The sequence below is a fragment of the Paraburkholderia nodosa DSM 21604 genome, from assembly GCF_000519185.1.
In the GTDB taxonomy this organism is placed as follows: Bacteria; Pseudomonadota; Gammaproteobacteria; order Burkholderiales; family Burkholderiaceae; genus Paraburkholderia; species Paraburkholderia nodosa.
In genome coordinates this window covers 1-23,802 of sequence record NZ_JAFA01000016.1, presented here as the reverse complement: position 1 = coordinate 23,802, position 23,802 = coordinate 1, and the positions used below count along the sequence as shown (strand labels likewise).

The following is a 23,802-nucleotide window of genomic DNA, read 5'->3' as shown; positions in this document are numbered from 1 at the left end:
AAAATAAGGCGAGGAAACGCATGCACGCAACTCCGATTCTCAGTATTGCGATATGGATGCCGATCGTATTCGGCGTCATCGTTCTTGTAGTGGGTTCCCGTCGGAACCCGAGTGCGGACCGCTGGCTCGCACTCATCGGTTCGGTGCTTAGTTTCCTCGTCACCCTTCCGCTCGTCGCGGGCTTCGATACGAGCACGGCTTCCCTGCAGTTCGAGGAGAAGGCAGTCTGGATCGAGCGGTTCAATATTGCGTATCACCTGGGCGTCGACGGCATCGCGATGTGGTTCGTCGTGCTGACGGCACTCATCACCGTGATCGTCGTGATCGCGGGCTGGCAGGTCATCACGAAGAACGTCGCGCAGTATTACGCGTCGTTCCTCATCCTGTCGGGCATCATGATCGGTGTTTTCTGCGCCGCCGACGGTCTGCTGTTCTACGTGTTCTTCGAAGCCACGCTCATTCCGATGTACATCATCATCGGTGTGTGGGGCGGCCCGAACCGCGTGTACGCAGCGTTCAAATTCTTTCTCTACACGCTAGCCGGCTCGCTGCTCATGCTGGTCGCGTTGCTGTACCTGTACCGCATTACCGGGACCTTCGACCTCGCCTCCTGGCAGGCCGCGAAGATCGCCATGACGCCGCAGATCCTGCTGTTCATCGCGTTCTTCTTCGCGTTCGCCGTCAAGGTGCCGATGTGGCCGGTCCACACGTGGTTGCCGGACGCGCACGTCGAAGCGCCCACGGGCGGCTCGGTCGTGCTGGCCGCGATCATGCTCAAGCTCGGCGCGTACGGTTTCCTGCGTTTCTCGCTGCCGGTCACGCCGGACGCAAGTCACTACCTGGCGCCGGTCATCATCACGCTGTCCTTGATCGCCGTGATTTACATCGGCCTCGTGGCGATGGTGCAGGCGGACATGAAGAAGCTGGTCGCGTACTCGTCGATCGCCCACATGGGCTTCGTCACGCTCGGCTTCTTTATGTTCGGCCCGTCGAGCCAGCTCGCGATGGAAGGCGGGATCATCCAGATGATCTCGCACGGTTTCGTCTCGGGCGCCATGTTCCTGTGCATCGGCGTGCTGTATGACCGCATGCACACACGCGATATCGCGGATTACGGCGGTGTGGTCAACACCATGCCGAAGTTCGCGGCGCTAGTCATGCTGTTCGCGATGGCCAACTGCGGTCTGCCGGGCACCTCGGGATTCGTCGGCGAATTCATGGTGATTCTGGCGGCTGTGAAGTACAACTTCTGGATCGCTTTCGGGGCGGCGTTCACGCTGATCCTGGGCGCGGCCTATACGTTGTGGATGTACAAGCGGGTGTACTTCGGCGCCATCGCGAACGACCACGTTCGCGAGTTGAAGGACATCAACGGTCGCGAATACTTCATTCTTGGGGTGCTCGCACTGTTTACGCTTTTCATGGGCGTCTACCCGAAGCCCTTTACCGATGTGATGCACGTTTCCGTGGAAAACCTCCTCTCCCACGTCGCAGTGTCGAAACTGCCGCTGTCACAGTAATACCCGAGCGGAGGAACAAAAGATCATGCCAAACGCCCCTATGTACGCTCTGCTGCCCGACGGCCTGGTGATGACCGGCCTCGTCGTCGCGTGGCTCAACGACACGTTCACCGGTCCTGAAAACCGGCGCACGACCTACTTCATCGCGCTGCTGACCACGGTCATAGCCGGTATCTGGTTCGCGGTGGACGCGTTCGATCCGCACGTGTACTACTACTTCACGCGCATGTACGTGGTCGATCCGTTCGCGAGCGCCATGAAGGCGGTGGTCACGCTCGGCTACGCCGTGTCGATCGTGTACTCGCGCAAGTATCTCGAAGACCGCGACATGTTCCGGGGCGAGTTCTTCCTGCTTGGCCTGTTCTCGCTGCTCGGCCAGCTCACGATGATCTCGGGCAACAACTTCCTGACGCTGTACCTCGGCCTCGAGCTGATGTCGCTCTCGCTCTACGCGGTCATCGCACTGCGTCGTGACGCGACGCAGTCGAACGAAGCGGCCATGAAGTACTACGTGCTGGGTGCGCTCGCTTCGGGCTTCCTGCTCTATGGCATCTCGATGCTGTACGGCGCGACCGGCTCGCTCGAACTGAACGAAGTGTTCAAGGCCGTGGCTTCGGGCCACATCAACGATATCGTCCTGCTGTTCGGCGTGGTGTTCATCGTCGCCGGCGTGGCGTTCAAGATGGGCGCGGTGCCGTTCCACATGTGGGTGCCCGACGTCTATCAAGGCGCGCCTACGGCCATGACGCTGCTTACCGGCGGCGGCCCGAAGGTCGCGGCATTCGCGTGGGCCGTGCGCTTCCTCGTGATGGGCCTGCTGCCGCTGGCAGTGGACTGGCAGGAGATGCTGATCATCCTCGCGGCACTCTCGATGATCGTCGGCAACATTACGGGTATCGTCCAGCGCAACATCAAGCGCATGCTCGCGTACTCGGCCATCTCGAACATGGGCTTCGTGCTGCTCGGCCTGCTCGCCGGCATCGTCGACAACAAGGCGACGGGCGCGGCCAGCGCATACAGCTCGGCCATGTTCTACAGCATCGTCTATCTGATCACGACGCTCGGCGCGTTCGGCATCGTCATGCTGCTCTCCCGCCGCGATTTCGAAGCGGAGACGATCGACGACTTCAAGGGCCTGAATCAGCGCAATCCGGTATTCGCGTTCGTCATGATGCTCATGATGTTCTCGCTCGCCGGCATTCCGCCGACCGTCGGCTTCTACGCGAAGCTTGCCGTGCTCGAAGCGACCATGAACGCGGGCCTCACATGGCTTGCCGTGCTCGCCGTGATCACGTCGCTGTTCGGCGCGTTCTACTACCTGCGTATCGTCAAGCTGATGTACTTCGACGCACCGCAGGACGAAGCTCCGATCGAGAGCCACGCATGCAACCGCGCGCTGCTCACGCTCAACGGCGTGGCGGTGCTCGTGCTGGGCATCATTCCTGGCCCGCTGATGTCGATCTGCCTGCAGGCTGTCACGCATACGCTGCCACTCTAATGTCGGCAGCGGGCTGGTTCATCGTGTTGTTGGCGCTCGCGGGCGCCAACCTGCCGTTCCTCAACCAGCGATTGTTCGGCGTCGTGCCGCTTCGCGCACCGAAGAAGAGTGCGTGGATTCGCATCGCTGAAATGATCGTGCTGTATTTTGTGGTCGGTACGTTCGGCTTCCTGCTGGAGGCGCGCGCCGGCAATCGTTTTGACCAGGGCTGGCAGTTCTACGCGATCACCTTCAGTCTTTTTGTCGTGTTCGCGTTCCCCGGCTTCACCTGGCAATATCTCGTCAAACGCCGCCCGGCGTGACGCGCGTGGCCGGCATGCGGCCGGCACGCGCGGTGCGACCTGCAGTCCGGCCCGCAGTCCGGCCGATTTCAATTCATGCGGCGCGCCCGCGGCTTCCCGATTTTTCTGAGCACCCACGAGGCTGACTATGGCTGAACATCATCAACACGACCCGGCGCTCGCCGAGACGTGCGTGGAAAGCACGACGCTCTACGCGGGCAATTTCCTTACCCTGAAGCGCGACACCGTTGCGCTGCCGGACGGCAAGCACGCCACGCGCGAGTTCGTTCAGCATCCTGGCGCGGTGATGGTCATCCCGCTGTTCGACGACGGCCGCGTGCTGATGGAGCGCCAGTACCGCTATCCGCTCTCGCGCGTGATGACCGAATTCCCCGCAGGCAAGCTCGATCCGCAGGAGGGCGCGCTCGCCTGCGCGATCCGCGAACTGAAGGAGGAGACGGGCTATACGGCGCGCGAGTATGTGTATCTCGCGCAGATCCATCCCGTGATCTCGTACTCGACCGAGTTCATCGACATTTACCTCGCACGCGGCTTGACCGCAGGCGCGGCGCAACTCGACGACGGCGAGTTTCTCGAAACCTTCACGGCGACGGTTCCCGAACTGCTCGAATGGGTGCGAACGGGCAAGATCACCGACGTGAAGACGATCGTCGGTACGTTCTGGCTCGAAAAGGCGCTGTCGGGCGCGTGGCCGCTCGCGAAGGCGGAGCAGGGCTGACACGCTACGCAGCGCAGCCAATTCCCGATCGACGGCGGCCCTGGTGGCCGCCGTTGTCGCTTCTACGCGCACCGGAAGCAGAATACGCCTCGAAGCACCTCCAGCGCGCCCGCCCGAGCGGCGCTACAATCGAACCCCGGGAAAATCCCCGGTGGCTGGCCGCAGGAATTTTTTCGAACGATCGTTCACAAATTTACGATTTGCGCTAAACTCATCGCAAGCCTCGATTCCCCATGAAGGTCCTCGATTTACAGTGTCCAGACGGCCATCGGTTTGAAGGCTGGTTCGCATCGGTTGACGACTTCGAGTCGCAACTGTCCCGCAAGCTGGTCGAATGTCCGATGTGCGGCGCCACCCACGTGACCCGCTTGCCGTCCGCGCCCCGGCTGAACCTGTCCGGCGCGAGCGAAACGCCGAAAGCGTCGCCGCACGAGCAGGCAGCGCAATGGCAGGCGCATGCGATGCGTGTAATCCGCGAGGTCCTCGAGAAGACGGAGAACGTAGGCGACCGTTTCGCCGAGGAGGCGCGGCGCATTCACTACAACGAAGCGCCGTCGCGCAACATCCGTGGAGTTGCTTCTGCGGACGATGCGCAAGCTCTCGTCGAAGAAGGCATCGATGTGATGCCGCTGCCGGTTCCGGCCGCGTTGAAGGGTCCGCTGCAATAACGCCATGCGGGTCTTCGCTGCGGCGCGGGGGAACGCTCCGCACCGGCCGCGGCCAGGAGACATTGCGCATGGATCTGGACTACACCCCGACTGACGACGCATTTCGCGCCGAAATCCGCGCCTGGCTCGAGGCCAATCTGCCTCAAGCGATGCGCGACAAGGTTCTCAACCACAAACGCCTCTCGCGCGACGACATCGCCAACTGGCACACGCTGCTAGGCAAGCAGGGCTGGTCCGCGCCTGCGTGGCCCGCGGAATGGGGCGGTCCAGGCTGGACCGAAACGCAACGCCACATCTGGGACGCCGAGTGCGGCAGTATCGGCGCGCCGCCGGTACTGCCGTTCGGCGTGTCGATGGTCGCGCCCGTGCTCATGAAGTACGGCAACGAGGCCCAGAAGCGCCGCTATCTCCCGCGCATCCTTTCCGGTGAAGACTGGTGGTGCCAGGGCTACTCCGAACCGGGTTCGGGATCCGACCTCGCATCGTTGCGCACGCGCGCCGTGCGTGAAGGCGATCACTACGTCGTGAACGGCCAGAAGACCTGGACCACGCTCGGCCAGCACGCCGACATGATGTTCTGCCTCGTGCGCACCGATCCTGCGGCCAAGAAACAGGAAGGCATCTCGTTTCTCCTCATCGACATGAAAACGCCCGGCATCACGGTGCGTCCGATCATCACGCTCGATGAAGACCATGAGGTCAACGAAGTATTTTTCGAAGACGTGAAGGTGCCCGTTGAAAATCTCGTTGGGGACGAGAACCGCGGCTGGACCTACGCGAAGTATCTGCTTGGCCACGAGCGCACGGGCATCGCGCGCGTGGGCGCGTCGAACCGCGAACTCGCGTTCCTCAAGGGCGTCGCGCTCAGGCAGAAGAAACATGGCAAGCCGCTGCTCGAAGATCCCGTGTTCGCGGCGCGCGTGGCCGCCGTCGAAATCGAGCTGATGGCGCTCGAAGTCACGGCCGAGCGCGTGATCGCGAGCGCGTCCAACGGGCGCGGCCCCGGTCCCGAAGCGTCGATGCTCAAGATCAAGGGCACGGAGATCCAGCAGGCGCTGACCGAGCTGATGGTCGACGCAGTCGGCCCGCTTGCGGCGCCGTTCGATCCGGCCTTCCTCGAAGGCGAGCACGAACACGCGGCCGGCGGTGACGACGACGCGGCCCCGCTCGCGGCGTACTACTTCAACTATCGCAAGACGTCGATCTACGGCGGGTCGAACGAAATTCAGAAGAACATCATCTCGCAGATGATTCTGGGGATTTGAGGAGCGGCGCAATGAACTTCAACTTCACCGAAGAACAACAGCAACTCGCCGACGCGCTGCGTCGCTATCTCGACAAGAACTACGGCTTCGAAGCGCGTCAGGCGATCGTGAAGACACCCGCTGGCGTCTCGGCTCAGCACTGGAACGCCTTCGTCGAACTCGGACTGACCGCGCTGCCCGTGCCGGCGGAGCAGGGCGGCTTCGACGGCGCGCCGTTCGACGTGCTCGTCGTCGTGCAGGAGCTGGGCCGCGCGCTCGTGGTCGAGCCGTACTGGGCAACCGCGGTGGGCGTCGAGGCGCTCAAGCTCGCGGGCGGTGCGGCTGAACCGGAAAACGCGGAAAACGCGGCGCTGCTCGAACGCGTCGCCTCGGGCGAGATCAAGCTTGCTGCCGCGTTCCACGAGCCGCAGTCGCGATACGACCTGTTCTCGCTGGAAACGCAGGCGAAGGAAACGGGCGACGGCTTCGCGCTCACCGGCACGAAATCGGTCGTGCAGCACGGCGCCCAGGCCAGCTACTGGATCGTGCCGGCGCGCTTCGCGGGCGAGGTTGCGCTCTTCGTCGTCGCGCGCGATGCGCAGGGTGTCGAGGTGAGCGATTACCGCACGATCGACGGCCAGCGCGCCGCAACGCTGACCTTCAAGGAAGCGCACGCGCGCCGTCTGGGCGACGCGCACGCCGGCGCGACGACGTGGGAGAAGATTGCCGACTACGCCACGTTCCTGCTCTGTGCGGAAGCCGTGGGTGCAATGGACGCGCTCAATCACGCAACGGTCGAATACACGAAGACGCGTCAACAATTCGGCGTGCCGATCGCGCGCTTCCAGGCGTTGCAGCACCGCATGGCGGAGATGCTGATCCACGCCGAGCAGGCCCGCTCGCTGACTTACCTCGCCGCCGCGCGTTACAGTAGCGAATCGGCCGAAGAGCGGCGCCGTGCGATCTCGGCAGCGAAGGTGCGCGTGGGGCAGGCGGCGCGTTTCATCGGCCAGCAGGCCGTGCAGCTGCACGGCGGCATGGGCGTCACCAACGAAGTGGCGGCCGCGCATCTGTTCAAGCGTCTCGCGATCATCGAAACGACGCTCGGTGATGTCGATCATCATCTCGAACGCTTCGCTTCGCTGCCCGGTTTCGCGCAGGCAGCGTAACGCGTGGCGGTAGAAGGCAACATCAGCGGAGAATATGGATGGGCGTGAGTTACGAAGATCTCGAAGTGGGCAAGCGCTATGTGATCGGTTCCCACACGTTTAAGCGCGACGAGGTGGTGCATTTCGCGGAGCAATTCGATCCGCAGCCGTTCCACATGAGCGAGGCGGGCGGCGAGGCGTCGATGTTCGGCGGGCTCGTCGCGAGCGGCTGGCATACCTGCTCGGTCATGATGGGCATGCTGGTGCGCAACTTTCTCAAGGACTCGACCTCGATGGGCTCGCCCGGCGTCGACGAGATCCGCTGGCTCAAGCCCACGCGCGTGGGCGATACGCTGACGATGACGAACGCGATCCTGAGCAAGCGCGTTTCGGCGAGCAAGCCCGATCGCGGCATCGTCGAAACGCAGTGGGAAGGACACAACCAGCACGGCGAACTGATCGTGACCGTGCGTTCGAAGGCGCTGTTCGGCCTTCGCCATCCAGGGAGCGCAACGTGAGCGAAAGCGATGTCATGCAGATTGCCGACGCGGCGGCGTTGCGCGCGCTGATCGGCGCGGGGCCGCTCGTGAGCGGCTGGCGCGAGGTGAGCGAGGTGGACGTGCACGGTTTTGCCGATGCCACCGGTGACCACCAGTGGATCCACATCGACGCCGAACGTGCGCGCCGCGAGTCGCCGTTTGGCGGCCCGATTGCGCACGGCTTTCTCACGCTTTCGCTGATTCCCGTGCTGCTCGGAGGGACGCTGCACGTGCGTCAGCGCATGGGCGTGAACTACGGGCTCAACCGCGTGCGCTTCACGCAGCCGGTCCCTGTGGGCGCGAAGGTGCGTGCACGTATCGCGGTGAAAGAAGTGAGCGACGTGGAGGGCGGCGGCGTGCAGGTCGCGTGGGATGTGAGCATCGAGCGCGAGGGCAGCGAGCGGCCCGCATGCGTGGCCGAGTTCATCACGCGGCACTACTTCTAAGGTTGTTGCGTAGCCAACGAAAAGGGGCGCTCCGCTGCAAGGCGGGCGCTCCTTTGGCATTGCGCGGGTTTTGGCGTTGTGAGTTAGTGCCTGGCGTACTGCGTCGCGCCGAACAGCATCTCTTTCGCCTTGTCGTCCATGAGCGGCTTGCGCGCATTGGCGAGCACTTCCACGCCGCGCTTGACCGCTGGCCGCGCCGCGATCGTTTCGTGCCAGCGCTTCACGTTGGGCAGCGAATCGAGATCGATGCCCTGGTTTTGCCAGGAGCGCGTCCACGGGAATGCGGCGATATCCGCGATGGTGTACTCGTCCCCGGCCAGATACTCGGTCTTTTCCAGCTGCGTTTCCATCACGTTGTAGAGCCGCTTCGCTTCGTTCGTGTAGCGATTGACCGCATAGTCGATCTTCTCGGGCGCGTAGATGCGGAAGTGGTGCGCCTGGCCGAGCATGGGGCCGAGGCCGCCCATCTGGAACATCACCCATTGCAGCACGTCGTAGCGCGCGGCGAGGTCCTCAGGCATGAAGCGGCCGGTTTTCGCGGCGAGGTAGATCAGGATCGCGCCCGACTCGAACAGCGAAAACGGCTGGCCGTCGGCGCGGCGCGGGCCTTCGGAGTCGGTAATGGCGGGAATCTTGTTGTTCGGGCTGATGGCGAGGAATTCGGGCTTGAACTGGTCGCCCGCACCGATATCGACCGGATGCACCCGGTATTCGAGGCCGGTTTCCTCGAGCATGATATGGACTTTGTGACCGTTCGGCGTGGCCCAGCTGTAGACGTCGATCATCGTGGCTCCTTGGCACCATGAAAGCAGGCGCCGCGAAAGTCTGGATAGTCTTCCGCGACGCCCGATCTGGCGCAAATTAGCATAGATCGGCGTCGCTCGCAGAGGGCGCACGAGCGCCCCTGCTGCGCTTGTGGACTTCCGCGGACCTACGAACGCGTGACCGGCATCTCGACGCGCGACGCCGCGCCCGCGTCCATATGGCGCGCGAGTTCGAGCTTGGCGATGGCGTTGCGGTGGACTTCGTCGGGGCCGTCGGCGAAGCGCAGCGTGCGCGCCGAAGCGTACGAGTACGCCAGCGGGAAGTCGCCGCTCACGCCCGCCGCGCCGTGCACCTGCATCGCCCAGTCGATCACCTGGCAGGCCATGTTCGGCGCCACCACCTTGATCATGGCGATCTCGCCGCGCGCGCCCTTGTTGCCAACGGTGTCCATCATGTACGCGGTCTTGAGCGTGAGCAGCCGAGCCTGTTCGATCATGCAGCGCGCTTCGGCAATGCGTTCCTGCGTGACGGTCTGCTGGGCGACCGCCTTGCCGAATGCCACACGTGAAAGGGCGCGCTTCGCCATGAATTCGAGCGCACGTTCCGCGAGGCCGATGAGACGCATGCAGTGGTGAATGCGGCCCGGTCCCAGTCGCCCTTGCGCGATCTCGAACCCGCGGCCTTCGCCGAGCAAAATGTTCGCAGCGGGCACGCGCACGTTTTCGAGCGTGATCTCCATATGGCCGTGCGGCGCGTCGTCGTAGCCGAACACGGTGAGCGGGCGGCGCACGGTGATGCCGGCCGAATCCGAGGGCACGAGGATCATCGACTGTTGAGCATGGCGCGGCGCATCGGGATCGGTCTTGCCCATCAGGATGTAGATCGCGCAGCGCGGGTCGCCCGCACCCGACGACCACCACTTCGTGCCGTTGATCACGTAGTCATCGCCGTCGCGCTCGATGCGCGTCTGGATGTTCGTCGCGTCCGACGAGGCCACGTCGGGCTCGGTCATCAGGAAGGCGGAGCGGATCTGGCCTGCCAGCAGCGGCGCGAGCCATTGCTGCTTGTGCGCCTCGCTGCCGTAGCGCTCGATGGTTTCCATGTTGCCGGTGTCGGGCGCGCTGCAGTTGAACACTTCAGGTGCCCAGTGCACGCGGCCCATGATTTCGCACAGCGGCGCGTATTCGAGGTTCGTGAGGCCCGCGCCGCGTTCGGAGGCAGGCAGGAACAGGTTCCACAGCCCGGCCGCGCGCGCCTTTTCCTTCAACTGCTCGACGATCTCCGTGGGCACCCACGCGTTGCCATTCGCACGATTGCGCTCGACTTCCTCGTGGAAGACGGCTTCGTTCGGATAGATGTGTTCGTCGAAGAACGCGAGCAGTTTCTCGCGCAGCGTCTGCACTTTCGGGGAGTAATCGAAATTCATCGGTAACCTCGCAATGCGATGCAGTGACAGTGAAAAATGAGTCGTTCTCAAACCGGATTCAGCGCACCTTCTGCGCGTAGCGCCAGGCGAGCTCCGCCATGGGCCTCGCGCGGCGGCCTGCGTCGATGGCCTGCGCGCTCGCGGCTGTGCCGTCGACCACGCGTTTCATGATGCCCTGCAGGATCGCCGCGATCCGGAACATGTTGTACGCAAGGTAGAAGTTCCAGTCGCCGCGAATCTCGAGGCCGGTGCGCTCGCAATAGCGCGCGACGTACTGCGCCTCGTCGGGAATGCCGAGCGCCTGCCAGTCCAGCCCGGCAATGCCGCGGAATTGTGCGGGATCGACGTGCCAGGCCATGCAGTGATAGGAGAAGTCGGCGAGCGGGTCGCCGAGTGTGGAGAGCTCCCAGTCGAGCACGGCCAGCACGCGCGGCTCGTGCGGGTGAAAGATCAGGTTGTCGAGGCGGTAGTCGCCATGCACGACCGACACGCGTGACCCCGCATCGTCGGGCATGTGCTGCGGCAGCCATTCGATCAGGTGATGCATGGCGTCGATGCGCTCCGTTTCCGAAGCCTGATACTGGCGGCTCCAGCGATCGATCTGGCGTGCGAAATAATTGCCTGGCTTGCCGTAGTCGGCGAGGCCCACGGCGTCGGGCTTCACGTTGTGGAGCGCGGCGATCACGCGGTTCATCTCGTCGTAGATCGCGCCGCGTTGCTCGCGCGTCATGCCGGGCAGCGACTGGTCCCAGAGCACGCGCCCCTCGACGAACTCCATCACGTAGAACGCGCGGCCGATCACCGCTTCGTCGTCGCACAGCGCGAGCATGTTTGCGACCGGTACGCCGGTTGCGGCGAGTGCGTCCATCACGCGGTATTCGCGTTCGATCGCGTGCGCGGACGGCAGCAGCTTCGCCTTGGGTCCCGGCTTGGCCCGCATCACGTAGGTGCGGCCGGGTGTGACGAGCTTGAACGTCGGGTTCGACTGGCCGCCGGCGAACTGCTCGATCGTGAGGGGGCCTTGGAAGCCTTCCACGTGAGCGGTGAGCCAGGCGCCCAGCGCCTCGGTGTCGAAGCGCTGGCGCTCGGCAACCGGGCGCGTACCTTCGAACGCCGAGTAGTCGGGGCGCGGTTGCGCGTTGTTTTGCGTGTCTCCATCCGGGGTGGCTTGCGCCATATTCGTCTCCCTTCTCCTGATTCTCCTGTGGGTCGCCGCGCGTCAGCCGCGCGGTTTATAGCGCAGGTACTGCGCGTACAGCATCTCCATCGTCGTGTTGCGGGTGTCGCGGTGCAGCGGCGAGGGCGGCGCGTGGTTGAGCATGCGCACGACCCAGTCTCGCGGCGCGGCGCCGACATCGAGCGCGTTGATGCAGCCCGTGGCCTGCGCGAGATGGCCGAAGAATGCGCGTCCGCACGCCGTGATTGCATGCGAGAGAATCGCGCGGTTCACGCCACCGTGGAGCACGAGCAGCGCCGAGTCCCACGAAAGGTCGGCGCGCAGCGCATCGAGCGGCGGCAGCACGCGGTCGAGCAGCTCGCCGATGGTCTCGCCGCCGAGAAAGCGCGTGTCTTCCGGCACGATGCCGTCGAACACGCGCAGAAAGGCGGCTTCGACTTCAGCGGGGGGAATGGCGGCGAGACGGCCGCCGCGAATCTCTTCCCACGCGCTCTGCACTTCGAGTTCGATCGACTGACCGGTTGCCGCGAGCACGCGCTGCGCAGTCTCGACCGTGCGGCGCAGTCCGCTCACGATCACGCGATCGAAACGCACCCCCTGCAACGCGAACGCTTCGCCGGCGGCGGTGGCCTGGGCGCGGCCGTTCTCGTTGAGCGGCACGGTGTCCGGGTCGATTGCGCGACCCGTCTCGTCGAAGTAGGTGACGTCGCCGTGACGCATCACGTAGAGGCGCCGGCGCGCGGGCAAGTGATATTCGGTCATGGGTGTGCCGCTCGTGCGGATTGAGGCGGATTTACTTGTAGACAGGGGCGCGCTTTTCGAGGAACGCGGTAATGCCTTCGAGGCCGTCGCGGTGATGCAGAGACGCGACGAAACTTTCGCGCTCCGCAGCGAGCTGCGCTTCGAGCGGTTGCGAGTCCGCGACGCTCGTCAAACCCTTGATGCGCGCCACCGAATTCGGCGAGATCTTCGCGAGTTCGTCGGCCCAGGCAAGCGCCGTATCGAGCGCCGTGTGCGGCTTCGCGAGCCGGTTCACGACGCCCAGCTCCGCGAGACGCGCCGCGCCGATCGGCTTGCCTTCCACCATCAGCTCGAACGCGAGCGAGCGCGGCAGCGAGCGCGCAAGGAACCACGATCCGCCGCCGTCGGGCGTCAGACCCACGCGCGAATAGGCCATGACGAACTTCGCATCGTCGGCGGCGACGAGCAGGTCGGCGGCGAGTGCGAGCGAGAAGCCCGCGCCGGCGGCCGCGCCTTCCACGGCGGCGATGATCGGCTTGCTCGACTGGCGCATCGCGGTGACCCACGCAGCGAGCATGTCGATGCTGGCGGCCTGCACCGAAGGGTCCTTCGCGCGGTTTTCGAGCAGGCGGTTGAGGTTGCCGCCCGCGCAGAAGAAGTTGTCGGCGCCCGTGAGGACGATCGCGCGCAGCGACGGGTCGCGCTCGGCGGCGTCGAAGGCTTCGACGGCAGCGGCGTACATGTCGGGATGCAGCGCGTTGCGCGCGCCGGGGTTCGACAGCGTGAGGACGAGTGTCGATTCGTGGCCTTGCGGGCGGGTGCTGCGGAGTTCGGCGCTCATTGCGGTGCCTCGTTCGATGCGTTGATGTCTGCTGCTTCTGCTTGCGTCAGCGAAAGGCCGAGCTGCGCGCGGCGCGCGAGCCACGGCGACGGGCGATAGCGTGGCTCGCCGAGCACGGTGTGGATGTTGCGCAGGATCGTGAGGATCGTGCGCGCGCCCAGCGCATCGCCGAGCGCGAGCGGGCCGCGTGGATAGCCCAGGCCCAGCGTGACCGCGAGGTCGATGTCGCGGGGCGTGGCGATTTGTTTTTGCGCGATGTCGCAGCCGATGTTGACGATCGTCGCGACGATACGCTGCGCGACGAAGCCCGTCGAATCGCGGATGACGGTGACCGGCACACCGTCGGCGGCGAAGAGCGCGTGGCCCGCGTCGCGGGCTTCGCGCGTGGTGGCGGGCGTCGTCATCAGCGTGCGGCGCTTCGCGGTGTCGAGCGGGAACAGCGTGTCGATGGCGACGACGCGGCTCGCGTCGAGCTGCTCGTCGAGCGCGGCGGTCGTGGCGTCGAGGCCGAGCGGCGCGACGACGATCAGCGCGTCGGCTGCCGGCGTATCGCTTTCGTCGACGGGCACACCCGCTTTCGCTGCGAGCGCGAGCACGGCGTCACGCGCGGCGGCGTTGCGGCGGCTCACCCAGACGCGCGCGGGCAGCGCCGTGGGCGCTGCGGCCTCGTCGGGCACCTGCTGTTTGCCATCGACATAGCGATAGAACCCTTCGCCCGCCTTGCGGCCAACGAGCCCGCCCGCGAGCCGCACGCCCGTAATGGGCGAGGGCGTGAAGCGCGGTTCTTCATAGAACTGGTGGTAGATCGACTCCATCACCGGATGCGAGACGTCGAGCGCGGTGAGGTCGAGCAGCTCGAACGGTCCGAGGCGAAAGCCCGCCTGCTCGCGCATGATGCGATCGATCTCGACGAAGCTCGCAACGCCTTCGCCCGCCACGCGCAGGCCTTCGGTATTCATGCCGCGGCCCGCGTGATTGACGATGAAGCCGGGCATGTCCTTCGCGCGCACGGGCGTGTGGCCCATGCGGCGCGCGAGCGTCATCAGCGCGTCGCCGGCGGTGGGATCGCTGCGCAGGCCGTCGATCACCTCGACCACCTTCATGAGCGGCACGGGGTTGAAGAAGTGATAGCCCGCCACGCGCGAGGGATCGCTGCATGTGGCGGCGATGGCGGTAATGGAGAGCGAAGAGGTGTTCGAAACGAGCAGGCAACGCTCGCGCACCACGGTTTCCAGCTCGCGAAAGAGGGTACGCTTGGCCTCGAGATTCTCGACGATCGCTTCGATCACGAGATCGCAGACCGCGAGTTCATCGAGCGTGTGCACGCCGCTCACGCGTTCGAGCGCGGCGTTGGCGGCGGGCTCGTCGAGCTTGCCTTTTGCGGCGAGTTTCGCGAAGGTGTCGGCGAGATAGTCGCGCGCGGCGGCGACCGCCTGCGGGTTTGTGTCGTAGAGGCGCACCGCGAGGCCCGCCTGCGCGGCAATCTGGGCGATACCGCGGCCCATCGCGCCGGTGCCGACTATGCCGATTGTCTCAATGTTGAAATGATGTGAAGTCATTGGAAGCCTGGCTCCATGATTGGCCTAGAATAGCACGGTCGTACAATTTTATGAAAACGGTTCGGCAGTTCCGATAAGGGAATTGCCCCACTCAAGGAGGCAACGAGGATGATCAAGCTGCACGGTTTCGCGCTTTCGAATTACTACAACAAGGTCAAGCTTCTGCTGCTCGAGCACGGCATCGCGTTCGAGGAGGTGCCGAACAAGCTGCCGCTCGAAGAGGCGGTGCTCGCGCAGTCGCCGGGCGGCAAGGTGCCATTTATCGAGACGGAACAGGGCTTCTTGTGCGAGTCGGAAGTGATCGTCGAGTATCTGGCGGCGCGCTTTCCAGACAAGCACATTTTCGCGGCGGATCCGTGGCAGGCAGCGAAGGAGCGCGAACTGATCGTCTTCATCGAGACGCATCTGGAGCTGAACGCGCGCGAGCTTTACGGCGAAGCGTTCTTCGGCGGCAAGGCGACCGACGAGGTCAAGGCGACCATGGAAAAGCGGCTGCGCCGCTACGTGGCGGCCTTCAAGCGGATCGCGAAGTTCGCGCCTTACGTAGCGGGCGAGCACTTCGGCGTGGCCGATGCGGCGGCGTTCGTGAGTCTGCCGCTCGTGGGCCGCGCGACGCAGGCGGTGTACGGCAGCGATTTCCTCGCCGATGTGGGCATCGACTGGAAGTCGTATATCAAGCTGATCGGTGAACGCCCGACGGCGCAGCGCGTCAACGCCGACCGCAAGGCGTATATCGAGGCGAACTCGTAAGCATTGTGGGGTTTTGCACGTAGTTGCGCGCGATGATCGGGAACGCACTGCCGTTCGCAGATTCATCGCGCGCGCACGACGTCAGAGCCGCGCGAGCCGCTCGAGCGCGGTCGCGAGCGTGCTTTCCTGCTTGGCGAAGCAAAAGCGCACGACGCCCGATTCGTGCGTCTCGTGATAGAACGCCGACACCGGAATGGCGGCCACGCCGATCTCCGCGGTGAGCCACTTCGAGAATTCCGCTTCGGGCAGATCGCTGATCGCCGAATAGTCCACGCACTGGAAGTAGGTGCCTTCGCACGGCAGCAGCTTGAAGCGCGTGTTGGCGAGGCCGGCGCGGAAGAAGTCGCGCTTCTTCTGGTAGAACGCGGGCAGTTCGAGATACGGCTTCGGATCGCGCAGATAGTGCGCCAGGCCGAACTGCATCGGCGTGTTCACGGTGAACACGTTGAACTGGTGCACCTTGCGGAACTCGGCCGTGAGCGGCGCGGGCGCGGCGACGTAGCCCACCTTCCAGCCCGTCACGTGATAGGTTTTGCCGAAGCTCGACACGATGAAGCTGCGCGCGGCCAGTTCCGGATAGCGCGCCACGCTCTCGTGCGGCTGGCCGTCGTAGACCATGTGCTCGTAGACCTCGTCGGAGAGGATCAGCACGTTGGTGCCCCGCACGATCTCCTCGAGCTTCTGCATGTCCTCGGCGCGCCACACCGTGCCCGTGGGGTTGTGCGGCGTATTGATGAGGATGAGGCGCGTCTTCGGCGTGATGGCCGCAGCGAGGCGGTCGAACGGAATCGCGTAATCGGGCGCTTCGAGCGTCACGAACACGGGCTTGCCGCCCGCCAGTTCGATCGACGGCAAATAGCTGTCGTAGGTCGGCTCGACCACGATCACTTCGTCGCCCGCGTGCACGGTTGCGAGAATCGCCGTGAGGAGGGCTTGCGTGGCGCCGGCCGTCACGGTGATCTCGCTATTGGCGTCGTAGCGGCGGCCGTACACATGCTCGATCTTGTCCGCGATCGCCTCGCGCAGCGCGGCGATGCCTGTCATCGGCGGGTACTGGTTGTGGCCCCCGCGCATGGCTTGCGCGACGGCGTCGACGATGCGCGCGTCGCAATCGAAGTCGGGAAAGCCTTGACCCAGGTTGACTGCGCCCTTTTCGGCGGCGAGCGCGCTCATCACGGTGAAGATCGTCGTGCCGACGTTCGGCAGACGCGACGGAAAAGAGGGCGTGAGCAGGGTGTCCTGCGAATTCTGCGTGGGATGCGGTGCGTTCATGTCGCGGGCGGGAGTCGGACGTTGGGACGGGAAAGATTGGGTCAAAGTCCGATTGTAGGCAAATCGGCGCGGCTGCGGTGGTCAGGCCGGGTGCAAGCGCCGTGATGCAGGGGCATCAGGCCTGGGCCGCTTGTGCAGCGTTTTGCACGCATTCGGCGACGAAGGCGTCAGGCGTCGCAATGCGAAAGCCAAAGTCGCGCGCCACGCGCCTGGCGAGCTTGAGCACCGCGCGGTCCTTCGAGACGAGCCACTGTGCGCCGCTTGCGCGCGCCAGTTCCAGAAACTTCTGGTCGTCGCGGTCGCGGCATTGGGGCAGGGGCCGCGCGTCGGCGGGCAGCTCGGGCAGCTCGACCCGTTCGACGAGCCCGCCCAGCGCCGCGAGCGCGTCCGCTTTCGCGACGCCGCGGCCAGCGAACTGCGGATAGTCGAGCACGTGGGCCAACTCGGCCTGGCAGCGCGTGTCAATCAGCGCCTGGATCGCGCGGCGCTCGAGCGCCGCGCGAATGGGGCGCGTGTGCGGGTCGTCGAACACGAGGATATCGAGCCAGACGTTCGAGTCGAGAACCACGGGAAGCGCGCGAGCGGCGGCGGGCGAGAGGGGTGCTGCGGTTGGGGGCGTGAGGCCGGTCATTCGTGAATTCGCTACAATCGGGCTTTCGCCTTTGAACATCGGCACATCGTGCCTGCAAGCCTCTATGATAATCGTTCTGTCGCCGGCCAAATCGCTCGACTATGACACGCCGGCGCACATCGAAGCCCACACTATCCCCGATTTCGTCGACGACGCAGCCGAGCTGATCGCAGGCCTGCGCCGCCTCTCGCCGCAGCAGATCGGTTCGCTCATGAGCATTTCCGACCCGCTCGCGCGCCTGAATTTTCAGCGCTATGCCGACTGGTCGAAGCAGTTCAGCCAGATCAACGCGAAGCAGGCCGTGCTCGCATTTAACGGCGACGTCTACGAAGGCTTCGACGCAAAGTCGCTCTCGTCGGCGGATCTCGACTATGCGCAACAGCACGTGCGTGTGCTCTCCGGGCTCTACGGCCTGCTGCGTCCGCTCGACCTGCTGCAGCCTTATCGCCTGGAAATGGGCACGCGCTTCGAAAATGCGCGCGGCAAGGATCTCTACGCGTTTTGGGGCGAGCGCATCACGCATGCGATCAATGCGCAGATCGAGCACAACCACGCGAAAGCGGCGAAGGGCGCGCGTGTGGTGGTGAACTGCGCGTCCAATGAGTACTTCAAGGCCGTGAAGCCGAAGAAGCTCGCCGCGCCTGTGATCACGCCGGTATTCGAAGACTGGAAGGGCGGGCGCTACAAGATCATCAGCTTCCACGCGAAGCGCGCGCGCGGGTTGATGGCGCGTTACGCAGTCGAGAACCGCGTTACCGAGCCCGAAGGGCTCAAGGCGTTCGACGTGGAAGGCTACGCGTTCGATGCGGATGCATCGAACGATTCGACCTATGTATTTCGTCGGCGCATCGCCGAGTAAGTGAACAAGCAAGCGGGAAGGAAAACACCATGACGATTGCCATCTCCAACCAGTTCGATGCGGGCGCGATCGAGGTTCTGTCGTGCGAGCGCGCCGACGACATCCGTTTGCGCGTGCGAGCGGACAACCAGTCCGAGTTCGCGCAATGGTTCTACTTCCGCCTCTCGGGCGCGCGCGGCGAGCGTTGCGTGATGACGTTCGAGAACGCGTCGGCCTGCGCATTTCCCGAGGGCTGGCGCGACTACCAGGCCGCGGCGAGCTACGACCGCGTGAACTGGTTCCGCGTGCCGACCTCGTATGACGGGAAGGAACTCGTCATCGACCACACGCCCGACTTCGACAGCATCTACTACGCGTACTTCGAGCCGTATAGCGAAGAGCGTCACTCGGAGTTTCTTGGCGCGCTTCAGCAGCTGCCGCACGCCGCGCTCACGGAACTCGGCCAAAGCGTGGAAGGCCGGCCCATGTCGCTGCTCTCGCTCGGCATGCCCGGCGACACTGCGCCTGATGGCAAGCCCAAGAAGACGGTCTGGATCATCGCGCGCCAGCATCCGGGCGAGAGCATGGCCGAGTGGTTCGTCGAAGGGTTGGTCAAGCGGCTCGCCGGTTGGGGCGACTGGGCGGGCGATCCGGTCGCGCGCAAGCTGTACGACCGCGCTGTGTTCCATATCGTGCCGAACATGAATCCGGACGGCAGCGTGCACGGGAATTTGCGCACCAACGCCGTGGGCGCGAACCTGAACCGCGAGTGGATGGCGCCGGACGCGCAGCGCAGCCCCGAAGTGCTGGTCGTGCGCGATGCGATCGAAGCCACGGGCGTCGATCTCTTCTTCGACATCCATGGCGACGAGACGCTCCCGTATGTGTTCGTGGCGGGCTCGGAAATGCTGCCGGGCTTTACCGATCAGCAACGCACGGAGCAGAAGGCGTTCATCGAGGCGTTCAAGGTGGCGAGCCCCGACTTCCAGGATCAGCACGGCTACGAGGCGAGCCGCTACCGCGAAGATGCGCTCAAGCTCGCGTCGAAGTACATCGGCCATCGCTATGGCTGCCTGTCGCTGACGCTCGAGATGCCGTTCAAGGACAACGCCAATCTGCCCGACGAACGCGTAGGCTGGAACGGCGAGCGTAGCGCCGCGCTTGGCGCTGCGATGCTACAGGCCATCCTGCATCACGTGGAGGCGTTTGCGTAACACGCGCCTTCGCCACGCAGACATGAAGAAAAGGGGAAGCGGCCAGGCCGCTTCCCCTTTTCTTGCATCGAGAACACCGACGCGTTCAGTGAGCCGTCGTCTTCTTCTTTGAAGTCGTTTTCTTCGCAGTGGATTTCGTCGTCGTCGATTTGCTGGACGACTTCGTGCTGCTCGTCGACGACTTGTGGGCGGGTGCCTTCTTCGAGCCTTTGCCAGTGGCCTTCTTGGTCGAATGCTTGCCCTTTCCATGTGCGCCGCTCGAGGCCGTGCCGCGCTCGCTGCGTGCGTGCGCCGGCGGGACCGGATCGTTCCAGCTGAACGCGAGCATCTGCTGCCCGACATAGCCGCAGCGAAACTTCAGGTCATAGGGCGAATTGCCGCTTTCTTTGGGGATGCCGATGCCGTCGACTGTCACGATCGTATCGACCTTCACGCGCTGCTTGCCTTCGTCGAACGAGTCGTTCCACGGCGTCACGCTCGCGTGTGCGCTGTCGAACGAACTGGGCGGAAACTCGACGTGATCGAGCGCCGTCGACGTGCTGGCTACGAAATCGCCATGCGCCGCGCAGTCCGCGACTAGCGGGTCCGCGTGCATCTGGGTGACGAACTGATTGACGAGATCGTTGTGTTGATCGAGTTGATCGGCCTGCGCGGCTGGCGCGGCGATGAGCATGAGGCTCGCGGCGCACGCCGCCAGTTGACCGGCTACGAGCAACAGCCGGCGGGATGCATGGTTGCGGTCCATCTGCTTGCTAGGGATGAGGGGTGAGACGTCAGGCACCGTAAGATGCTGCACAGCCGGGCCGAGTTCAATCCGGAAACAATTATTTTCTTCTGCCTGAGCGATGGAATCGGCGCAAGCGCTGCTGTGTGTGGGCCGAAGGCCGATCGCGACGTGTCGTCGCGCCCGTCGTCACGTTGCTGGCGGCGGGGGGCGTGGCTTGGGGCAGCGCTCAGGTTCGCGGGCCGCCCAGGCGATAGCGCCGCACGTCGTAGGTAGTGACCCAGGTCGGCCGGTAGACGGCGATCAGCGCCGTTGCCATGCCTGTGAACCAGGCTTCGCCCGAAGCGAGCAGAAATACGCTGAATGCATAACCTGCGGGCACGGTGATCGCCGATCCGCCGTTGAGCGCGACATGGGTGCCGAGCGCGAGATAGGCCGCAGCCGAAACGGCGATGGCCGGCGACACGAAACCCTGGCCGACGATGAACATGAAGAGGTTGCGCGGCAGCCACGCGGTACAGGCGCGCTGCAGCAGCGCCGAAATTGCGACAGGGAAGGCGCCGAATATCAGGAAGGTGAGGGCGATGCCTTCCCAGGGGGCGTCGAAGACAAGCGCGGCGAGCCCGACGACGACGCCCATGGCGACGAGCGCGAGTCCCCAGTCGAATAGCGTGACCACGAGCGTGGCGCCGAGCAGGTGCAGCACGGTGCCGTCTTCGAGCCACGCATTGCTTGCCCACAGCACGGAGATCGCGACGACGATCGCAAGCCACACGTGCTGGAGCGTTGCGTCCTGAAGACGCTTGAAGGGGTTCTTCCATAGCGCGAGCGCGAGCAGCCCCACGGTGACAACCCAGGCACCGATAGCAACCCAGAGCGGAAGCGGTGTAAATAGGAACCCCATGTGCTTCATATTACTCGTTGGAAGGCAAGCCGTGTGCGCGGGCGAGCACCAGGGCTTCCTCGTCCGCGCTCTCGCTGGCCTCGCCGACCTCGCCGACCTCGACGGGGCGTATCTGCTGCGCCGCGGCGGGGTCGCCATAAGGCGTCACCGGCTCCGCGGCGATGGGTAGCGCCTCCCCACTGTCGCCTGACAGCAACGGATAGCGATGCGCCAGACCGTCGCGTGCGCGCAATGGCACCGGACCGTGCTCGCCGTGCCTGGGCTTCGCCGCCCGCTCGCATCGCGCGCGCAGCACCTGCAGCTGGTTCGCGAGCAATCCGTTGTAGATCGCGACGGCCGCCGCGCGATTAGGCGCGCCGAGCTGCTGAAAGATGCTTGTCAGATGGACTTTCACCGTGCCCTCGCTGATGCCGAGGGCTCTCGCGATCATCTTGTTGGTATTGCCCATATGGACGCAGCGCAGGATTTGCTCCTGTCGTGGTGAGAGGTCGACTTTCGGACGCACCTTGCGGGCCTGTGCGGCGGCCTTGGCATTGCGCCGGGGTGGCAGGGGCCATGGCGTGCATGGACCGAGCACGTCGGCCGGCAGATGATCGCCGCCAAGCATGATGAGCTCCAGAAATTTCACGATCAGGATGGAGTCCGTTGTGCGCCGGATGACGCCGCGGGCGCCTTCGTTGATGAGCGCGCGCATGGTCGTGGGCGTCTCGGTGCTGTCAACCAGTATGGCGACTGGCAAGCTGCGGTGCCGCATGACAAAGTGGCGCAGTTCGCCGGCGCGGATGCCGTCGTGCCAGTCGATCACGATGAGGTTGGGGGTGAACCGTTGCAAGGCGCGCTCAGCGCTGCGCCAGTCCGGCGCATCATTGAAGCGTGCGCGACGGTCGATTTGTCTTAACAGCGCCTTGAGCCCTTCGCGCCTTTCGGCGTCCGGATTGAGTACAACGAACCGCATGGATATGCCCTCCTCTCGTTGACGGCCTCTCGCAATGTTGTGAAACGCGCACCGCTTCTAAGCGGCGGTGAACCAGACCAACAGCACCATGATGACAAAAAGGTTGCGCGCTGGCGGCCTGTCCAAAAGGCATAAGACATAGGGCAAAAAAAAGTCCCGCACTCAGGCGGGACCGGGTAGGAATTTGGGCGTTGTCCTAGTGGAAGTGTGGCTGTACGGGCTCAGCATCTTCTGGCATCTCGGCGTGGACGATCTCGCCGAGCGGATCCGCATAGAGCGGCACGCCGCAGTCATCGCAATATTCCGGCTCGAAGCGGCCAGCGTGACGACGGATGTCGGTGATGCCCGATTCCTTCAGCAGCGCAACGATCTCTTCGAGCGGACCGCTACTGACATTCTCTTCGGTCGGTTCTTCGTCGATCTCGGCGTCGCCGTTCTCGCGGCCATAGAGCGGCCAGACCACGCCATACAGCACATCGTTGCTGCCGCGCTTCGTGAAAGCGATGCGGTATTCGTCGATACGGCGCTCGCCGAAGCCGGCGACGACCGCGCGCAAGTCCTGCGCGCCTGCGCCGATCGTGTCGAGCAGATAGCGCACGGCGGTGCGGATCGTGTGCGGGCGCACGCGCTCGTCCGCGTCGCGGCAGGCGGAGTAGTAGGCGTCCGGCAGCAGGCACTCGAACTCGCAGCCCGGCATGACGACGGCAAGGTTGGCGCCGCCCTGGGTGGCCCATTGTTCCAGGCATTGACCGCGCTCGATGCGTGAGCCGTGCTCCTCTTCCTGCCAGCGGAAGAGCGGGGCGCCAACAGGTGCGGCGACGACGGCGAGCAGGAAACGCGGATCAGCGAGGATCGGCGACGTTTCCGGCAGTTCGCCCGAGCTGATTTTCGCCGGCGCGCCGCTCAGCGCCGCTTGCGTAAGCTGTTGTGCGAGTCGCCAGGTTTCGACATGGTGGCGCGGCAACTGGTCGATGCTGTAGAGATAAGGGGCCATCGCCACGCGCGTGCCGTTCGCGAGCACGTGGGCCTGAAGATGGGTGCGCAGGGCGTCTGCTCCCTCGGCCTTCAGCGGGCCCGAAGGGATGACATAGCGCGTCCAGGCCAGCACCGGCGCGGCGACGAGCAGCGCCTCGTATTGCGCGCCGTCGTGTTCGACGATGAACGACTCGCTGTGCGTCTCCGCCATGTCGGCGAGCGCGCCGTAGGCGTCAGGATGATTCTGCTGCAGATGATCGAGCGCGGCGTCGAGCGTAGTCTGATTGCCGTTGCGCACGACCTTCGCTAGCAGCGTGTCGAGCTTTGCCTCCCAGAAGCGGTCTTCGGTGCGGCTGCCCGAGGCGAACAGGGCGAGCGAGAGGCCGACGAGCTTGTCGGCGTCAGGAGGAAGGCGTTTGGCGATTCGCGAGCGCATAAATCTGTGAGTTGGGGTGCAGAGAACCCCATATTCTAGTCGGTTCCGTGCGCGCCATCGGATTGGGCAGCAGGAGCGCGCCAGATGGGCCTGGGCGCGATGCGGGATCGTCGTTGCTGCGCAGCCAGAAGGCATCGGCCGGAAGCACTATGGCGACTGCTATATGGAGCAGGCGAGACGTGTTTAGCCCGACTTTGCTGGACCATCAAAAAACCGCTTGCAAGATGTCACCTGCGTGACTAGAATTCCGGTCTTTCGCGCTTTCGATGAAGGCGCGGGGAGACGGGAAGCCCAGGCGAAAGCCTTGTGGCGACTGGGTCTGCGGGTGATTCGAAGTTGAGCGGCAGGTTGAACGAAGTTAAAAAACCTGTTGACAGATCGCCAGACAGTCTTCATAATCTCGTTTCTCTGCTGCTGACGCAGCAACGCAGAAGGAAGCCGGTAGTTGAGTGGTTGTCTGAACGAAACTGCGCGGCACTTTCGCGATCGATCTTTAAAAATTTACAGCCGA

General features: G+C 64.4%; 24 protein-coding genes. 12 read left to right on the top strand and 12 right to left on the bottom strand.

Translation table 11 applies throughout. The features are described 5' to 3' along the window. The first annotated feature begins 20 nt into the window (after positions 1–20). The 9 genes from A3CW_RS0123000 to A3CW_RS0122960 all read left to right on the top strand — a co-directional run bounded on the left by A3CW_RS0123000 (position 21) and on the right by A3CW_RS0122960 (position 8,083). On the top strand, positions 21–1,520 hold the full coding sequence (locus tag A3CW_RS0123000; protein ID WP_028205668.1) for an NADH-quinone oxidoreductase subunit M: 1,500 nt from the start codon (positions 21–23) through the stop codon (positions 1,518–1,520). 25 nt (positions 1,521–1,545) lie between these two features. Next, positions 1,546–3,018 (top strand): NADH-quinone oxidoreductase subunit NuoN, encoded by a 1,473-nt coding sequence (gene nuoN / locus A3CW_RS0122995; protein ID WP_035513687.1) that lies wholly within the window; start codon positions 1,546–1,548, stop codon positions 3,016–3,018. Beyond that, positions 3,018–3,320 (top strand): DUF2818 family protein, encoded by a 303-nt coding sequence (locus tag A3CW_RS0122990; RefSeq protein WP_028205666.1) that lies wholly within the window; start codon positions 3,018–3,020, stop codon positions 3,318–3,320. Before nuoN ends, A3CW_RS0122990 begins: the two co-directional genes overlap by 1 nt. A gap of 127 nt (positions 3,321–3,447) precedes the next feature. Then, positions 3,448–4,038: an NUDIX domain-containing protein gene (locus A3CW_RS0122985; RefSeq protein ID WP_028205665.1), complete on the top strand. Its 591-nt coding sequence runs from the start codon at positions 3,448–3,450 to the stop codon at positions 4,036–4,038. 233 nt (positions 4,039–4,271) lie between these two features. Beyond that, a complete protein-coding gene (locus A3CW_RS0122980) occupies positions 4,272–4,706 on the top strand; it encodes a DUF1178 family protein (RefSeq protein ID WP_028205664.1) in 435 nt (144 codons plus the stop codon). Positions 4,707–4,774: 68 nt separating this feature from the next. Then, positions 4,775–5,971, top strand: a complete 1,197-nt coding sequence (locus A3CW_RS0122975) for an acyl-CoA dehydrogenase family protein (protein WP_028205663.1) — start codon at positions 4,775–4,777, stop codon at positions 5,969–5,971. Between the two features lie 11 nt (positions 5,972–5,982). Beyond that, positions 5,983–7,119: an acyl-CoA dehydrogenase family protein gene (locus A3CW_RS0122970; RefSeq protein ID WP_028205662.1), complete on the top strand. Its 1,137-nt coding sequence runs from the start codon at positions 5,983–5,985 to the stop codon at positions 7,117–7,119. A 38-nt stretch (positions 7,120–7,157) separates the two neighbouring features. Next, complete coding sequence (locus A3CW_RS0122965; protein WP_028205661.1) at positions 7,158–7,616, top strand: MaoC family dehydratase; 459 nt, start codon at positions 7,158–7,160, stop codon at positions 7,614–7,616. Positions 7,617–7,630: 14 nt separating this feature from the next. After that, a complete protein-coding gene (locus A3CW_RS0122960; protein ID WP_035513716.1) occupies positions 7,631–8,083 on the top strand; it encodes a MaoC family dehydratase in 453 nt (150 codons plus the stop codon). Positions 8,084–8,166: 83 nt separating this feature from the next. Here A3CW_RS0122960 and A3CW_RS0122955 read toward each other — a convergent pair whose 3' ends face one another. The 6 genes from A3CW_RS0122955 to A3CW_RS0122930 all read right to left on the bottom strand — a co-directional run bounded on the left by A3CW_RS0122955 (position 8,167) and on the right by A3CW_RS0122930 (position 14,592). Beyond that, positions 8,167–8,868 carry a glutathione binding-like protein gene (locus A3CW_RS0122955; protein ID WP_028205659.1) on the bottom strand — a complete coding sequence of 234 codons (702 nt, stop codon included), beginning with the start codon at positions 8,866–8,868 and terminating at the stop codon, positions 8,167–8,169. Positions 8,869–9,014: 146 nt separating this feature from the next. Continuing rightward, entirely contained in the window at positions 9,015–10,274 is a 1,260-nt protein-coding gene (locus A3CW_RS0122950; RefSeq protein WP_028205658.1) for an acyl-CoA dehydrogenase family protein, read from the bottom strand. A gap of 58 nt (positions 10,275–10,332) precedes the next feature. Further along, entirely contained in the window at positions 10,333–11,451 is a 1,119-nt protein-coding gene (locus tag A3CW_RS0122945; RefSeq protein ID WP_028205657.1) for a phosphotransferase, read from the bottom strand. Positions 11,452–11,493: 42 nt separating this feature from the next. Continuing rightward, positions 11,494–12,213, bottom strand: a complete 720-nt coding sequence (locus A3CW_RS0122940; protein ID WP_028205656.1) for a histidine phosphatase family protein — start codon at positions 12,211–12,213, stop codon at positions 11,494–11,496. A gap of 31 nt (positions 12,214–12,244) precedes the next feature. Beyond that, a complete protein-coding gene (locus A3CW_RS0122935) occupies positions 12,245–13,033 on the bottom strand; it encodes an oxepin-CoA hydrolase, alternative type (RefSeq protein WP_028205655.1) in 789 nt (262 codons plus the stop codon). Next, entirely contained in the window at positions 13,030–14,592 is a 1,563-nt protein-coding gene (locus A3CW_RS0122930; protein WP_028205654.1) for a 3-hydroxyacyl-CoA dehydrogenase, read from the bottom strand. Before A3CW_RS0122930 ends, A3CW_RS0122935 begins: the two co-directional genes overlap by 4 nt. 108 nt (positions 14,593–14,700) lie before the next feature. On the opposite strand from A3CW_RS0122930, the gene A3CW_RS0122925 reads away from it, so the two are divergent. Then, complete coding sequence (locus tag A3CW_RS0122925) at positions 14,701–15,342, top strand: glutathione S-transferase family protein (protein ID WP_028205653.1); 642 nt, start codon at positions 14,701–14,703, stop codon at positions 15,340–15,342. A gap of 81 nt (positions 15,343–15,423) precedes the next feature. Here the strand turns inward: A3CW_RS0122925 and A3CW_RS0122920 are convergent, their stop codons facing one another. Then, complete coding sequence (locus tag A3CW_RS0122920) at positions 15,424–16,614, bottom strand: pyridoxal phosphate-dependent aminotransferase (protein ID WP_028205652.1); 1,191 nt, start codon at positions 16,612–16,614, stop codon at positions 15,424–15,426. Positions 16,615–16,729: 115 nt separating this feature from the next. After that, positions 16,730–17,245 (bottom strand): putative toxin-antitoxin system toxin component, PIN family, encoded by a 516-nt coding sequence (locus tag A3CW_RS0122915; RefSeq protein WP_028205651.1) that lies wholly within the window; start codon positions 17,243–17,245, stop codon positions 16,730–16,732. 64 nt (positions 17,246–17,309) lie between these two features. On the opposite strand from A3CW_RS0122915, the gene yaaA reads away from it, so the two are divergent. Both yaaA and A3CW_RS0122905 read left to right on the top strand, forming a co-directional pair. Further along, entirely contained in the window at positions 17,310–18,104 is a 795-nt protein-coding gene (yaaA, locus tag A3CW_RS0122910; RefSeq protein ID WP_028205650.1) for a peroxide stress protein YaaA, read from the top strand. A gap of 29 nt (positions 18,105–18,133) precedes the next feature. Next, positions 18,134–19,297 (top strand): M14 family metallopeptidase, encoded by a 1,164-nt coding sequence (locus A3CW_RS0122905; RefSeq protein ID WP_028205649.1) that lies wholly within the window; start codon positions 18,134–18,136, stop codon positions 19,295–19,297. 85 nt (positions 19,298–19,382) lie between these two features. On the opposite strand, the gene A3CW_RS0122900 is transcribed toward A3CW_RS0122905, so the two are convergent. The 4 genes from A3CW_RS0122900 to A3CW_RS0122885 form a co-directional block, all read right to left on the bottom strand. Beyond that, positions 19,383–20,042 (bottom strand): BspC domain-containing protein, encoded by a 660-nt coding sequence (locus tag A3CW_RS0122900; protein ID WP_028205648.1) that lies wholly within the window; start codon positions 20,040–20,042, stop codon positions 19,383–19,385. A 208-nt stretch (positions 20,043–20,250) separates the two neighbouring features. Continuing rightward, positions 20,251–20,925, bottom strand: coding sequence for an energy-coupling factor ABC transporter permease (locus tag A3CW_RS0122895; protein ID WP_028205647.1), 675 nt, complete (start codon positions 20,923–20,925; stop codon positions 20,251–20,253). Positions 20,926–20,935: 10 nt separating this feature from the next. Next, on the bottom strand, positions 20,936–21,880 hold the full coding sequence (locus A3CW_RS47280; protein ID WP_063750860.1) for a helix-turn-helix transcriptional regulator: 945 nt from the start codon (positions 21,878–21,880) through the stop codon (positions 20,936–20,938). Between the two features lie 196 nt (positions 21,881–22,076). Then, positions 22,077–23,291 carry a DUF2863 family protein gene (locus A3CW_RS0122885; RefSeq protein WP_028205646.1) on the bottom strand — a complete coding sequence of 405 codons (1,215 nt, stop codon included), beginning with the start codon at positions 23,289–23,291 and terminating at the stop codon, positions 22,077–22,079. Between the last annotated feature and the right edge of the window lie 511 nt (positions 23,292–23,802).